The sequence below is a fragment of the Lacticaseibacillus boliensis genome, from assembly GCF_054784775.1.
In genome coordinates, this window is sequence record NZ_BAAIHN010000011.1 from 41,632 (window position 1) to 56,460 (window position 14,829).

At 55.3% G+C, this 14,829-nt stretch carries 11 protein-coding genes; 1 reads left to right on the forward strand and 10 read right to left on the reverse strand.

From position 1 onward, the window contains the following. Positions 1-27: 27 nt before the first annotated feature. The 9 genes from ACYVRB_RS06560 to ACYVRB_RS06600 form a co-directional block, all read right to left on the reverse strand. Positions 28-732, reverse strand: a complete 705-nt coding sequence (locus ACYVRB_RS06560; RefSeq protein WP_461214298.1) for a 3-oxoacyl-ACP reductase — start codon at positions 730-732, stop codon at positions 28-30. Beyond that, entirely contained in the window at positions 729-953 is a 225-nt protein-coding gene (locus ACYVRB_RS06565) for a DUF2829 domain-containing protein (protein WP_461214299.1), read from the reverse strand. The genes ACYVRB_RS06560 and ACYVRB_RS06565 overlap by 4 nt, the downstream gene beginning before the upstream one ends. 609 nt (positions 954-1,562) lie before the next feature. Continuing rightward, positions 1,563-2,675: an RNA polymerase sigma factor RpoD gene (rpoD, locus tag ACYVRB_RS06570; RefSeq protein WP_461214300.1), complete on the reverse strand. Its 1,113-nt coding sequence runs from the start codon at positions 2,673-2,675 to the stop codon at positions 1,563-1,565. A 29-nt stretch (positions 2,676-2,704) separates the two neighbouring features. After that, a complete protein-coding gene (dnaG, locus tag ACYVRB_RS06575) occupies positions 2,705-4,516 on the reverse strand; it encodes a DNA primase (RefSeq protein WP_461214325.1) in 1,812 nt (603 codons plus the stop codon). A 175-nt stretch (positions 4,517-4,691) separates the two neighbouring features. Further along, complete coding sequence (gene glyS, locus ACYVRB_RS06580; RefSeq protein ID WP_461214326.1) at positions 4,692-6,761, reverse strand: glycine--tRNA ligase subunit beta; 2,070 nt, start codon at positions 6,759-6,761, stop codon at positions 4,692-4,694. After that, complete coding sequence (gene glyQ, locus ACYVRB_RS06585) at positions 6,758-7,657, reverse strand: glycine--tRNA ligase subunit alpha (RefSeq protein ID WP_461214301.1); 900 nt, start codon at positions 7,655-7,657, stop codon at positions 6,758-6,760. The genes glyS and glyQ overlap by 4 nt, the downstream gene beginning before the upstream one ends. A gap of 279 nt (positions 7,658-7,936) precedes the next feature. After that, positions 7,937-8,497, reverse strand: a complete 561-nt coding sequence (locus ACYVRB_RS06590; protein WP_461214302.1) for an LOG family protein — start codon at positions 8,495-8,497, stop codon at positions 7,937-7,939. Further along, entirely contained in the window at positions 8,494-9,303 is an 810-nt protein-coding gene (locus tag ACYVRB_RS06595; protein ID WP_461214303.1) for an HAD family hydrolase, read from the reverse strand. Before ACYVRB_RS06595 ends, ACYVRB_RS06590 begins: the two co-directional genes overlap by 4 nt. A gap of 153 nt (positions 9,304-9,456) precedes the next feature. Further along, positions 9,457-13,368, reverse strand: coding sequence for an MMPL family transporter (locus tag ACYVRB_RS06600; RefSeq protein WP_461214304.1), 3,912 nt, complete (start codon positions 13,366-13,368; stop codon positions 9,457-9,459). Between the two features lie 195 nt (positions 13,369-13,563). On the opposite strand from ACYVRB_RS06600, the gene ACYVRB_RS06605 reads away from it, so the two are divergent. Then, positions 13,564-14,178, forward strand: a complete 615-nt coding sequence (locus tag ACYVRB_RS06605; RefSeq protein WP_461214305.1) for a TetR/AcrR family transcriptional regulator — start codon at positions 13,564-13,566, stop codon at positions 14,176-14,178. A gap of 109 nt (positions 14,179-14,287) precedes the next feature. On the opposite strand, the gene ACYVRB_RS06610 is transcribed toward ACYVRB_RS06605, so the two are convergent. Continuing rightward, positions 14,288-14,800, reverse strand: a complete 513-nt coding sequence (locus ACYVRB_RS06610) for a TetR/AcrR family transcriptional regulator (protein WP_461214306.1) — start codon at positions 14,798-14,800, stop codon at positions 14,288-14,290. Positions 14,801-14,829: the final 29 nt, after the last annotated feature.

Here is a 14,829-nt window from a genome sequence, read left to right on the forward strand (position 1 = left end):
TCGCAGTGAGCGCGTTGCTCATTCAGTTTATTTTTCCAGCCAGCCGCCGTCGATCGGGACGACGGTGCCGTGAATATAATCGGCCGCATCGCTGGCCAAAAACAAGGTCAGCTGCGCGACTTCTTCTGGTTTCGCCCAGCGTTTGGCCGGCGTTTGGTCGGCGACCCAAGCGGCCATGTGCCCGTCACCGGCAAAATCGGCGGCGTTCATCGGCGTGTCGATCGCCCCTGGCGCAATGGCGTTGGCGCGGATCCCAGAAGCGGCGTAATCCAGATCGAGCTGTTTGGTCATCCCGATCACCGCGTGTTTGGCGGCGGTATAGGCGATCCCGCCGCCACCACCGACCAGCCCGGCGATCGACGACATGTTGACGAAGACGCCGTGTTTTTGCCGCAACATCTCCGGCAACACCGCTTGGATCACACGAAACTGGCTGGTCAGATCGACATCTAAGATGTGTTGCCAACTCGCCAGCGACGTTTCCAGCACCGGCTGATAGCCATCTAAGACCCCAGCGGTGTTGCAGACGATCGCCGGGGCAAACGCCGCGATTGTCGCCGCCGTTTGTGCCTGGGTGACGTCGGCTTGCAGGCAAGCTGCGCCGTCAATGTCAAACGCGGCTTGATCCACCGCCAGCACCTGGGCGCCGGCGGCAACAAACGCGGCTGCCTGGGCGCGCCCGATCCCGGAGGCGGCACCGGTCACGGCCACCTTCACGCTTGCAAATGTCATTGGACTTCGCGCCAGTCATCGGCCAAGGCGTCACAGCCGGTCGGTTCCCAGATGCTATAATCGGTTTCGCCTGCGACCTTGATGAGGAAAAACGGCGTGATGGCGATGCCGTCGTAATGTTGGTCACCGACCAGCTTAATGTATTCTTCGCCGCCGCCCCAGCCGCCGCGCACCGCTTTGGCGCCGGCTTTAAGGCGCGGTAAAATTGCTTCAAATGTCATGATAAGCTTCTCCTCCTTTCGTCATAAGCATAAGCGTAGCACATGGCGCCTGTTGCATCAATGATTGGCAAGCAAACGATGATTTTTTGCCCACGACAAAGACGCGTTTTGAGGATCCAAAACGCGTCTTTTTAGCTGGCTTACCGTGTCTATTCGATTTTCCCTTGTGGTGGTAATTGGTGCGTTCGATTACCCTGTCCTTGCCGCGGTGTGGTCACGCAGCTTCATGGCGCGTGCGCTCTGGGTAGTAGGATCCCGGCCAGGGAAGCCGGCGAACCCGATCCAGTACGCCCCCATGGAAGCAAGCGACCCTGCAGTGCCGCTTCACGAGAACACGATGAATTCTCCAATAATATAACACCACAGCTAAAATAATGCAAGCGTTTTAGCAAAATTTTTTTTAAATTGGTCTATCAGTCTTTTGTGCCTACTGATTAGGAATTACCGCGATAACAATTGATATTGGTTGAGGAAATCGGCAAGTGCAAACAATAACAACTCGATCCGCTGGGAGACACAAAAAGCGCCAGTATCGCGGCTCTTTTCAGGGCGGGCGATACTGGCGCTTATGTGTGGGCTGAGATTGGTTAACTCAGCCGAAGAAATGAATTATTCGAGGAAGTCTTTAAGCTGCTTGGAGCGGCTTGGATGGCGGAGCTTGCGCAGCGCCTTGGCTTCGATCTGACGAATACGCTCACGGGTGACGCCGAAGACCTTACCCACTTCTTCGAGGGTGCGGGTGCGGCCGTCGTCTAGGCCGAAGCGCAGACGCAAGACGTTTTCTTCCCGATCAGTCAGCGTGTCCAAGACAGATTCGAGCTGCTCTTTGAGCAATTCGTAGCTGGCATGGTCTTCTGGGCTGGTGGCGTCTTGGTCTTCGATGAAGTCACCGAGATGGCTGTCATCCTCTTCGCCGATTGGCGTTTCCAGGGATACTGGTTCTTGCGCGATCTTCAAAATCTCACGCACCTTCTCCGTTGGCATGTCCATTTCGGCACCAATTTCTTCAGGCGTTGGTTCGCGGCCAAGGTCTTGAAGTAGCTGCCGCTGGATCCGGATCAGCTTGTTGATGGTTTCAACCATGTGGACCGGAATCCGGATCGTCCGCGCCTGGTCAGCAATCGCACGGGTAATGGCCTGCCGGATCCACCAGGTCGCATAGGTGGAGAACTTAAAGCCCTTGCGGTAGTCGAACTTTTCGACCGCCTTCATCAGGCCCATGTTCCCTTCTTGAATCAAGTCGAGGAACTGCATCCCCCGCCCAACATAGCGCTTGGCGATGGAAACCACCAGCCGCAAGTTGGCTTCAGCGAGACGTTGCTTGGCTTCTTGGTCGCCTTCTTCGATCTTCAAGGCCAAAGCCACTTCTTCATCCGCGGTCAACAAGTTAACGCGGCCGATCTCTTTAAGATACATCCGCACCGGATCGTTGATCTTAACGCCGCTTGGGGCGGTGAGATCTTTCATTTCCTTTTTGGTAACGGCCTTGGTGTTTTTCAGCGAGCGTGCGGTTGGTTCGCCGTTTTCGTCGACAACCGAGATCCCGGCGTCTTCGAGACGTTGCATCAACTCGTCGAGCGCTTCACTTCGCAAACCATACGGCTTGACGACTTTAGCGTACAGATCGGCGTTGGTGATCTGTTTTTCCTTCTTGTAGTCCTTAAGGATCTTCTTCACCGCAGCATCATATTTTGGCTCTGTTTTGGTCGTCTTTTCAGCCATTAATGTTCCTCCTTGTTTCGGCAAAATGCCTACTCAACGTTACTGTTGGTCTTATAAGTGCGCAACAGTTCAATATATTGCACGCCTAACTGGGTCGCCCCCGCTTTGTCGCCAAGCTGTTGGGCCTGGCGCAAGTCCTGCTTGAGTTTTTGTAGCCGTTGATGGGTGCTTTCGGCAGCCACGGTTGCGATCAAGTCGCTGATCAGCTCGTCTTGCGCCTCTGGCAGATCAAGCATCGAAATGTCAGTAGCCAAGCTGACCAGTGGTTGTGGCAGGTCATCGAGGTAGCCGGCAAACGTCGGCTGCTCCGCCGCCTGCGCGTACGTCAGCCACGCATCAAACAACGACTGGTATTGTTCATGGAAAAATTGAAAGTCGCGGTTGTGCAATTCGCGCGCCACAAACGGTTCTTTCCAGACATATGCCAGCAGTGTTCGCTCTGCGCGTTCGAACTTGTCGTATTGCACCGGCGCCGGCGGAGCGTCTTGAAACCCTTCAACCGGCATCGGTGGTGGCTCGTCTGGCGGCGGAATCGCAGGCCCTGGCGCCGTCTGAGTCGGCAACGACAACCGCAGATCCGCCACAGGAACCCCAGTGGTGTCACTGACTTGCTGGAGATACACCGCCTGAGTCGCGCCTTGTGCCGTTTTGGCAATGGCAGCCAGCGCCGTGTCGATGTATGCCAGTTTGTCGTGGTCGTTGGTCATATCGCGATCTTGGGCGAGATAATGTAGCTGAAACGCGGTGGGCGTCAGTACCTTCTGGACTTGCTTGGCGAAGGCATCAGCACCATGGGCTTTGATGAATTCGTCCGGGTCGTTGCCATCAGGAAGCACCACGACGTTGGTTTCCAGACGCGGGTGGTTGGCAACTAGCGCCAACGCCCGCTCAGTGGCCTTTTGGCCAGGGGCGTCGCCGTCGTAGCAGATGGTCAGCTGCCGCGTATGGTGCGTGATGATCCCGACTTGTTCCTGCGTGAGGCTGGTGCCCATCGACGCGATCCCCACCGGCACCCCGGCTTGATAAGCCGAGATGACATCCATGAACCCTTCAAACAAGATGGCGGACCCGTATTGGCGGAACTCGCTTTTGGCGACGTCAAGGTTGAACAAGACATCGCGCTTGTTGAAAAGACTGGTTTCTGGACTGTTCAGGTACTTTGCCTGCTGGTGCCCGGCGGTCAAGACGCGGCCGGAAAAGCCGATCACGTCCCCATATTCGTCTTTCAGCGGGAACATCACCCGGTCGTTGAACCGGTCGAACAAGGTACCTTGCTCGTCTTCGACGAACAAGCCGCTGGTCCGCTGGGTGGCGTAATCGAATCCTTGGTTCGTCAAGAACGTGCGCATCAGCGTGCGGCCGCTTGGCGCGTAGCCGATGTCAAAATGGGCGATGGTTTCTTCCGTCAAGCCGCGCTGTTGCAAATACGCCAGTGCGGGCTCGCCACTTTCGGTGTTGACCAGAATGTGGTGGCACATGTCCGTGATCTTGCGCAACAGCTCTTTTTGCTTGGCCTTGGCCGGATCTTCCGGCGGCCGAGAGCTTGGTAGCTGGATGTTTAACGGGATATGCGCGAACTCGGCGACCTTGGCGACCGCTTCTGGAAACGAGACCTTGTCGTAATCCATGACAAAGGTGAACACGTTGCCGCCGCGCCCACACGAGAAGCACTTGAAGATCTGCTTGGACTCATTGACCGAAAATGATGGGGTATCCTCTGCGTGGAAGGGACAGATTCCAAACAGATTTTGGCCCGCCTTGTGCAAGGCGACGACCTGGCCGACATAATCGGCGATGTTCACGGCCGAGCGGATCTGCGTGACGGTTTCTTCTGGAATCATCCCTGCCATTTTGCCACACCTCCTCACCAACCGATAGCGGTAAAAAGTCGCACTTCGAGGTGAAATGCGACTTTCGTTAACGATTCATAGCAGAATACTGCAACCTATAGTATAAGGCATCCCCAACGAACTTGCAAGTCTTGATCAAACGCAACGACTGACAAGCTCGATAAGGCTATTTGACGATGACGCTGGCGACGTCACCAAACTGATGGATCAACATCGCCAGGTTAGTCAGCTCGCGCAGGCGGTTGGTCCGCACGGCCGGATCCTCGGCCATGATCATCGTTTCCGTGAAGTAGTCGGTGATGACGTCGGTCAGGCCTGCCAAGGCCTGATAGTTAGCGTCGCTTGGTTGGTCGTCGAAGCCCACAGCGACAGCAACGGCGGCGGTGTGTAAGGCGCCTTCGCTGGCGTTTTCAAACAGCTTCGGGTCGACCGGGCCGACTTCTGGGGTCTTGTCTGCGATGCGGGTCACCCGCCCGAGCGCTTCGATGACCGCCTTGAAGTCGGCATCTTCGGTGTGGGCGCCGAGGATGGCGGCGGAATCGATCATCGCCGCGACGTTGACCTTTGGTGCGGCGGCAACGGCGTCGACGATATCGTGGCGCACCTTTTGGCCGGCAAGGTATTGGTTGACCCGATCGCGCATGAAGTCACTCAACGCGTTCGCATTCTTGGTGAAATCCAGATCAGCGAGCTGATCGTTGGCCTTGAAGGCGTCAACGATCGCCTGTTGGATGTCATCGATTGCCAAGCTGTAATGGTGGGCAGCAAGCATCCGCACGATACCATAGGCCTGACGACGCAAGGCATACGGGTCGTTGGAACCGCTTGGGATCAAATCAACGGCGAAGAAGCTCATCAGTGATTCGAGCTTGTCAGCCAAGGCCAGCAAGGTGCCGGCGGTGCTGGCTGGCAGATCGCCTTCAGCAGAGATTGGCATGTAGTGTTCGCGGATCGCTTGGGCGACGGCAGGCGTTTCCCCAGCAAGGCGAGCGTAGACTTCACCCATCGTACCTTGCAATTCCGCAAATTCGCCGACCATTGCAGAAACCAGATCGAACTTGTAGATCTCAGCGGCACGAAGAACGGCCTGCTTGTCTTCAGCAGCGAGCCCAAACTTATCTGCCAACAAATTAGCGATCGTCTTGGTGCGGGCCATCTTGGCGGCCATGGAACCGATCTTGTCGTGGAAGCTGACGGTTTCCAGACGCTTGGTGAAGTCGGCGATGGACTTCTTCTGGTCTTCGGCGTAGAAGAAGGCGGCGTCTTCTAAACGCGCGGTCAACACCTTGACGTTGCCGGCAATGACATTGTCGAGGTGGTCGCTGTTGCCGTTGCGGACCCCGATGAACGCGTTGACCATCTTACCTGCCGCATCGCGGGCATAGAAGTAGCGCTGGTTGTCTTTCATCGACGTGATCAACACGGCTTCTGGAATGTCGAGGTACTTTTCATCGAAGCGTCCGGCAAAAGCGGTCGGCCATTCGACTAAGTTGTTGACCTCTTCGAGCAAGTCAGCGTCGAGATCGATCGTCCAGTCGTTGTCCTTGGCGATTTGCGCGATCTGGGTCGAGATCAATTGCTTGCGTTCTTGAGGCGTCACGATCACCTTTTGCGCGCGCAAGGCTTCGACGTAATCGCTGGCGTCTGCCAAATCAACGGCCTTGCCCAAGAAACGATGGCCTTGGGTAGTGCGGCCGGCAGTGACGTCGAGCAACTGCATCGGTACGACTTCGCCATCTAATAAGGAAACGATCCAATGAATCGGGCGGATATATTCGAAGTCGTAGTTCCCCCACTTCATGCGCGTCGGGAACGTCAGTGACTTCACGACGTCGATCAAGCCCGCCAAAATTTCTTGGGCAGGCTTGCCTTTGATCGCTTTGTGCAGGTAGACGTAGTCAACGCCTTTGAGCTGGCGAAACTCGATGTCATCGACGGTCATGCCTTGGCCACGAGTGAACCCGATGGCGGCTTTACTCCAGTTGCCATCTGCGTCTTGGGCGATCTTTTTGGCAGGGCCTTTGACGTCTTCTTCAACATCGGCTTGCTTGTCAGCGAGGCCTGTGATGTAAAGCGTCAAACGCCGCGGCGTCGCGAGCTGGGTGATCTGGTCATAGTCGAGATGATTTTCTTTGAGGTACTTGGCCGTTTTTTGGGCGAACTGCTTCACGCTTGGGGTGACGACATGCGCCGGCATGTCTTCGAGGCCGATTTCTAAGAGATAATTTGCCATTATTTTTCTTCCTCCTGCTGGTGAGCGAGCAACGGGAAGCCGAGCTTCTTGCGCTCTGCAACGAATGCACGGGCTACTTTGTGGGCCATCTTGCGGATCCGGCTGAGATAGCCGGCCCGTTCGGTGACAGACACAACACCGCGGGCATCAAGCAGGTTGAAGGTGTGGCTGCACTTCAAGATGTAATCATAGGCCGGGTGCACGAGGCCGAGATCCATCAGGCGCCAGGCTTCTTTTTCATAGGCGTCGAAGAACTGTAGTAGCATCTCTTGGTTGGATTCTTCAAAAGAGTACTTGCTGTGTTCGTATTCAGGTTCTTTGAAAATATCGCCGTACAACACGCCGTCGCCCCATTCGAGGTCGAAAACGTTATTGACGTCTTGGATGTAGCTGGCGAGGCGTTCGACCCCGTAAGTGATTTCAGAGGTGACCGGGGAAACTTCCAGGCCGCCAACGACTTGGAAATAGGTGAACTGGGTGACTTCCATGCCGTCCAGCCAAACTTCCCAACCAACACCGGCACAACCCATCGATGGGTTTTCCCAGTTGTCTTCGACGAAGCGGATATCGTGTTCCAACGGTTCGATACCAAGCGCCCGCAGTGAGTCTAAGTAATACTCTTGGACTTCTTTAGGTGAAGGCTTGATCACCACCTGAAACTGGTGGTGTTGGTAAAGCCGGTTGGGGTTTTCACCATAACGCCCGTCGGCTGGCCGCCGGGAAGGTTCAACATACGCCGCCGCCCATGGTTCTGGACCGATGGCGCGCAAGAACGTGTAAGGGCTCATGGTGCCGGCCCCTTTTTCGGTGTCGTAAGACTGCATCAACATGCAGCCTTTGTCGCCCCAGAATTTCTGGAGCGTTTGGATCATCTGTTGCACAGACATCTTTGTGGTCATTCGAATTCTCCTCTGAAGATTTTTTCGGTGACAAAAAAAGCGCCACTATGCCAATAATTGACATAGGGACGCTTGCGCGCGGTTCCACCCTACTTCAAGCCCAACGGCCTGCACTTGATTGGACGGTTCAAGAATGCCGCTCGGAAGCGTTGTGAGGCTTGCACTGTTCCTCGCTCGCTGAAGTCGCTCCGATTTATTCTCTCGTCACCGAATATTAACTTTAATTATACTAGTTAATGCCGGCGTGTCAATGCTTGCAGGGGGGGCAACCCACGCGCATCAATACTTGCGAATGGTTGGCGGGGTGTAGCTGGCAAAAAAGTCCCCGATCTCATCGAGGTCGCTGGCGAACAGCAACTTGCTGCGGTGTTCAGCGGTCAAAAAGCCGCTTTCGACCATCTTGTCAAACATCGCCGCCAACGGATCCCAATACCCGTTCACGTTATAAAAAGCGCACGGCGCGTCGTTGTCGCCGATACGCGCCCAAGAATACGCCTCGACGATTTCTTCAAGCGTCCCGGGACCGCCTGGCAAGGCGATACAGCCGTCTGCCATGCGCAACATTTCTTGCTTGCGCGTCGCCATATCCGGCACCACGATCAGGTCTTCCAACTCGGGCAAGCTGGCACCGCGCTCATACAAGTTTTGCGGCATCACGCCGGTCACCCGGCCATCGAGAAGTAAGACCGTTTTGGCCAAGACGCTCATCAACCCAACACCGCCGCCACCGTAAACCAAGCTATATTTATTGGCAACAAGCCATTTGCCTAAGTCCTTGGCCGCGTTGATGTATTCAGGCTGGCCGACATTAGCCCCACAATAAACTGCGATCCGTGTCATGAAAGCTCGCCTCCATTGTCCAGAATCGAGATGATCTTTTCTGCGACAGCATAATCGGCGTTGCTGCCGATCCGTGTCGCGTAAGGCTCCAAGCGGGCATGGGCGGCTTCAACGATGAAGCTGTGGCCGGCCATCTGGAGCATCTCGGTGTCGTTGAGATTATCGCCAAAAACAACCATCTCTTCCGGCTTGACGCCAAGCTGCGCGCCCAGTGCCTTCAGCGAGCTGCCTTTGTTAACGGCTTTGTGCATGATGTCGAGGAAATAGTCGCCACCGATCGTGACGTGAAATTCATCGGCCAACGGTTTGGCATAATCGTCGTCAAACACGCGGTAAGTGTCTTTGCCAGGGAAGAAGACGGTGTATTTTGCCACCGGCACATCCAAGGCGGTGAGATCTGGCACGATCTTCAGCTTCATGAAGAACTGCCGGAGAAAATCCGCATGTTCTGCTGCAGACTCCCCGATATAGGCGGTGTCGAGTGCACAAAGTAACGGTTCGCCTAGTCCCTGGTTTTGGGTGTAGTGGATCAGGTGGACGTAATCGGCTTTGGGGATGAATTGGGTGTGCACGATCTCGCCGTCGCGCATGACCACCGCCCCGTTTTCAGCGAGCAGGCTGAGGTAATCCTTGGCGGGTTCAAACATGGGCTTGAGCGTGTACAGCGGCCGGCCGCTGGCAGCAACAAAGTGGATCCCGGCATCGTGAACGCGCCGGATCGTGTCGAGAAAATGCGGTGGCAACTCCCCTGCGTCGGTCAGCAGTGTGTGGTCGAGGTCGGAGGCGATCAGTTTAATTTGGGTCAATGTAGACATCCTTTCAGAGATGATGACTTCAGTATACCGCCTTTGATGAGAATAAATAAGTAAGCAAGCCAAAAACTTACCCAGGCGTGGTGGCGGCAACAAGAAAGCGAGCCGCAATGCGGCCCGCTTTTTGAGTTGACGTTAGTTCAGCGATCAGTCCTTGCTGGTGTCGCTGACGGTTTCGTGTTCCTTGTGTTCGTGCCATTCGTTCAGGCTGATCAAACCAGACATCGCGATTGGCAACAAGATGACCAAGATCACCAAACCGATGATGACGCCTAACGCCACTTGGATCAAGGTGGTGACGCCAGATGGGATCAAGGCAGCAAAGGTCCCGCTCAAGATGATCGCAGCGCTGATGACGACCGCCCCGATGGTAGTTGACGCCTGCAGCATACGTTGTTTGATGTCGGGTTCCAGCTTGTTGTCTTTGAAGCGGATCATCAAGAAGATGCTGTAATCCACCCCGAGCGCCATCAACATAATGAACGTGAAGAACGGCGTGTTCCAGCTCAACAGGTTGTCACCAAGCATGTGGATCGAGATCAGGCGCGTCAAGCTCATTGAAGCGAAGAACGCGGTGACCAAAGTACCGATGATGGTCAGCGGCTGCAACAGCGACTGAGTGACAATGATCAAGGCGATGCTGATGCCGATAATCATGATGGTCGCGGTGCGTTGGAAGTCGCCATTGGCCAGCTTGCGCAAGTCGTTATCTTGCGATGTCTGGCCGCCGATGGCAACCGTGCTGTTGCGCAGCGCGCTGTGCTTGATTTTCGCATTCAAGTCGGTATCCAACGTCTTGAACTGCGCGTTAGCCTTCGTTGAGTTGGGATCACCTTTGAACACAACGGTCATGGACGTGATCTTCTTGCCGTCTGCCATGTAAGTGTCGATTGCAGGCTTGAAGGCCTTGCTCTTGATCGAGGCCTTAGGGAGGTAGAAGGCGTTGCCCATGTACGAGTTTTGCATCTCGGTGAGATAGGCGTTCATCGAATCGTTGCCTTTTTCCAGTGCCGTCAAACCGCTGTCGGCTTGATCAAGCCCGGAGCCGAGCTCGGAAACTTTGGCGCTCATCGCCTTGAGCTGCGTGTTCATCTGCTGAACGCCGGCGTTGACCTGGCTGGTGCCAGAGGCCAAGGTGTTGGTGCCAGACGTCAGCTGGCCGCTGGAGCTGTTCAGCTTGTTGGTGCCGGCAGCCAATTGTCCGGACCCATTGGCGAGCTTGCTGGCACCTGAGTTCAACGCGCCAAGCCCGGAAGCTAAGGTGCCGGTGCCGTTTGCCAACTGACCAGAACCACTTGCCAGCCGACCTGTGCCAGAATTCAGCGCGCCAAGCCCGGAAGCTAAAGTGCCGGTGCCGTTTGCCAATTGACCAGAACCGCTTGCCAGCTGACCTGCACCTGAATTCAACGCGCCAAGTCCAGAAGCCAAAGTGCCAGTACCGTTTGCTAATTGACTAGAGCCAGAGGCTAAAGTGCCAGTTCCTGAGGCCAGTTGCCCGGCACCCGTTGCCAAGGAACCGGTGGCGTTAGCGAGCTGTTGGGTCGAATCTGCCAGCGTCTTGTTACCGGCGGCGAGTTGCGCGGCACCGGTGGCTAAGCTGTTCGTGCCATCGGCAAGCTTCGTTGCACCGCCAGCCAAGGCGTTAAGGTTCGTTGCCAATTCCCCTGCGCCGGAGTTGAGCTTCGGCATCTGAGTGTTCAAGGTGGACATGCCGGAACTCAAGGCGTTGGCGCCGTCGGTGAGTTGCTTCAATGCCGTTGCGGCTTGTTGCACCTTTACGGCATCCCCGCTATCGATCAGCTTCAGCAAAGCCAGCAGTTGGCTGGCTTGCGACTGCAACTGGGTCATTTGGCTATTGAGTTGCGTCAAGCCGTCGCTGACCTTCGTGCCATTGGTGGCCAGTTCGTTGACCGCACCAGAGACACTGTTGACGCTGGCTTGCAGACCGTTGCTACCGCTGACTGCACTGGCCAGCTGGTTGCTTCCAGAAGCGACCTGTTGGGCAGCCGAGTTAGCCGACTGCGCACCGGCGCTGGCTTGTTGGGCTGCAGAACTGGCGGCGCTAGCGCCGCTGGCGATTTGGTTGGCGGCGGTGTTTAACTGCTTGCTACCATTGGCCGCCTTTTGGGTCGCCCCGTTGACCTGGTTGGCACCGGAAGCGACTTGCTGCGCCGCGGAATTGACCTGGTTGGCGCCATTGGCAGCCGTTTGCGTGCTACCAGCTAAGGTGCTGCTACCAGATGCGACTTGTTGCGCCGCGGAATTGACCTGGTTGGCGCCGTTGGCAGCCGTTTGCGTGCTGCCAGCTAAGGTGCTGCTGCCAGCTGCGACTTGTTGCGCCGCAGAGTTGACCTGGTTGGCGCCATTGGCAGCCGTTTGCGTGCTACCGGCCAAGGTGCTGTTACCGGAAGCAACCTGTTGCGCCGCGGCGTTGGCCGAAGCCACGCCGGCAGTGTATGTCTTCACGCCACTGTTGAGTTGTTCTGCACCTTCTTGCAAGTCACTGGTGCCGTCGGCGAGCTTTTGCACTTGCGCAGTGCTACCCGATAAGTTGGCGTTAGATAGTTGTGTGTTAGCGGATTGGAGTCCTTTTTGAATCTTGGCGAGACCAGCTTTAGAAGTCTTCAGGCCAGACGTGATCGTCTTGAGCTGATCGCCGAGATACATCGACTCGATCTTGCTGCCGCCGGGTTCGGTGACAGACGCGACGGTTTTGACGCCGGGTTCTTTTTGCAGATATTGCGTCAAGTCGTCGATCGCCGCCAGCTTGCCTTGCGTATTGAGCGGTGTGTCGCTCTTGATGTAGATCGTCGCCGGTGCAGACATGCCTTTAGGAAAATGATCCTGGATGACGACATAGCCGGCCTTGGATTGGTAGCTACTTGGCACTTCATCTGCGTTGTTGAAGTTCAACTCGGAATCGTACCCGAGTGCTGCCGGAACCCCGATGGCAAAAATCACAGCCAAGGCGACGACAGGTTGAGCCAAGGCGGCGCGGGAAAGACCGTGCCAGAGCTTGGAAGACCCTTGCCCGTCTGCCACTTTGCTCGGCCAAAACATCTTCGGCCCCAAAGCGGTCATGAAGAACATGTTCAGCGTCAACAGGACTGGCAATAAGACCAAGACCCCGATGGCGACCGCAGACGCACTTTGATAGAAGGAAAACTTCGCCAACCAAAGACTGGTGAACCCGATCAAAACTGACAACCCACTATATAATACCGTGCGGCCTCCGTGTTTGCGTGTGGCGCGGGTGGCTTCTAAGACAGGCACGCCTTTGGCCAACTCGCCTTTGAAGTAGTCATACAATAGAATGTTGTAATCCGTCCCGATCCCGAACAGCACGATGACCAAGAAGACTTGGGTGAAGTTCGATAGCGGGAAGTTCAGATGGGCGGCGAGGTTCATAACGATGCTCAAGCTGGTGATGAACGCCACCCCGACGTTCAACAGTGAGATCAGCGGCACGATCGGAGACCGGAACACGAGGATCAACACGATGAAAATGAAGACCACCGCGATCAGCTCAGTTTTTTGGATGCCACGTTCGGTGACCGTGGTGAAGTCATCGTTCAACGCGTCAGCACCGGTGATATACGTATCGATACCGTTAAGTTTGAGCTGATTGCGCAGCTTTTTGACTTGGCTGGAGATCTGGCCGTTTTGTTTGACGGTGATCTGCGCTAGCTGGGTGGTGCCGTCTTTGGCGATCAGCTGCTTTTTGGTTTCAGCGTTGTCGCTTGGCCCCATCACCTTTTCGATGTTCAAGCCGGATTCGTCTTTCAGTTCGGTCAGCTGCGTGGCGATCCGGTGAGATTGCGCCTGAGACAGCTTCTTGTCACCGTTGCTGAAAACTGCAGTGTAGGTGCGAACCGCTTTGTTCCCGTTGGCCTGTTTTTCGATGCGTGTCGCCACTTGGCTTTGCACGTTGTTCGGCAACTTGACCGCGCCGTTGTCCCGCACGAGCTGAGAGACGTTAGGCATGGCAATGATGGCAACTGCCACGATCACGATCCAAGCGATCAGTGCGGGATAATTCTTCTGCGTGAACTGCTTCATGATTCTTCCCCGTTTCCGAGTGGTGACCCCATTGCCACCACAAATTTAAATAGTCGTCAAAAAATTGACGGTTGTCAAACTACAAATTTAATGATAAATTCGAGTTAAAGCTTAGACAAGAAACAATTCTTGGCTTGTTGTCTAGACTTAGACATATCGTGTAATAGTGTCTAAATGTAAGGGGATTAATTTACGATGAAATACGATCCGCATCAGAAACTCAACCGCAACACCCAGCGCACCCTTAAGGCTTTTTCTGAGGCCATGTTTTCCTTGCTGGGCGAAAAAAATTTCGATAAGATTACCGTCAACGAAGTCTGCACCCGCTGCGACTATCCGCGGGCGACGTTTTATAATTATTTTGACGACAAATACGACCTGGTCAGCTACTGCTGGTATCAACTGGGCAAAGACAGCCATCTCGACCTGGCGCAGGTGCACCCGACCAACGAAGCACTGCTGGCGGTGTTCGACGAGCTGTATCGCCTGTTTGCCACCCATCGCGAGTTGTTGAAGAACGTCGTCGCCCACAACCCGATCGACGGGCCGCTGGTCAACGACTTCATGACGCACTTCACCCGTGAAATGACGGCCATTTTCTCCAACAACCTGACGGCACGTAACGCCCACACCCCACTACCGCTGGTCGCCCAATATTATTCCAACACCGTATTGTTAGTGTTGGAATGGGTCTTTTTGGCCCAACACGACATTAACCTAGAAGAAGCGCGCAGCTACTTGATCGAACTCCTCGGGGCGCCGTTTGGTCCGGTTGGGACAGCCCAACCAAAAAGTAGTGGCGCACATTAGCGGTCAGGTAGCGTAGCTAGCTGTACCCGCGTTGCGCCACACAACGTGACGAAGAATTCAAAAAGCCGCTTGTTTCGAAATTTCGAAACAAGCGGCTTTTTACGTGCGGTCAATGCGTCAGTTGTTGAAGCTTCTCGTCGAGCAACGCCACCAAAGTCGCCTGATCACAATCCAGCTTGGCGGCCAGCCAGTCGGCGATGATGCCCATGCTGCCGCTGACGACATACATCACGTCTAGGCGCGATCCCGAGAGTTGACTAGCAAACGCATCACGGATCCGGCGGTAGACGCTGGCATCGAGCTTGGTTCGCTGCAACAACCCCAAGGCGGCCTTGTCACTTTGCAGATAAGCCAGCAGGCTGTTCAACCAGCTGTGATAACTGCCGTCGATGGCGACCGGCGGCGTCTGGGCAAACCGGTCAAGAAGCGTTTCGATATGCGTGGTAACCAGTTGCTCTTGCAGATCCGCGACGTCTTGATAATGCAGATAAAACGTGCCGCGCCCCACATCCGCTAAGGCAGTCAGCTCGGCGACGGTGATTTGAGCGGCCGGTTTTTGATGTTCGAGCGCGATAAACGCGTCTTCCAACGCTTTGCGAGTTTTGCGAACACGACGATCCATAGTTGCCTCCGTCATTATTGAACAAGTGT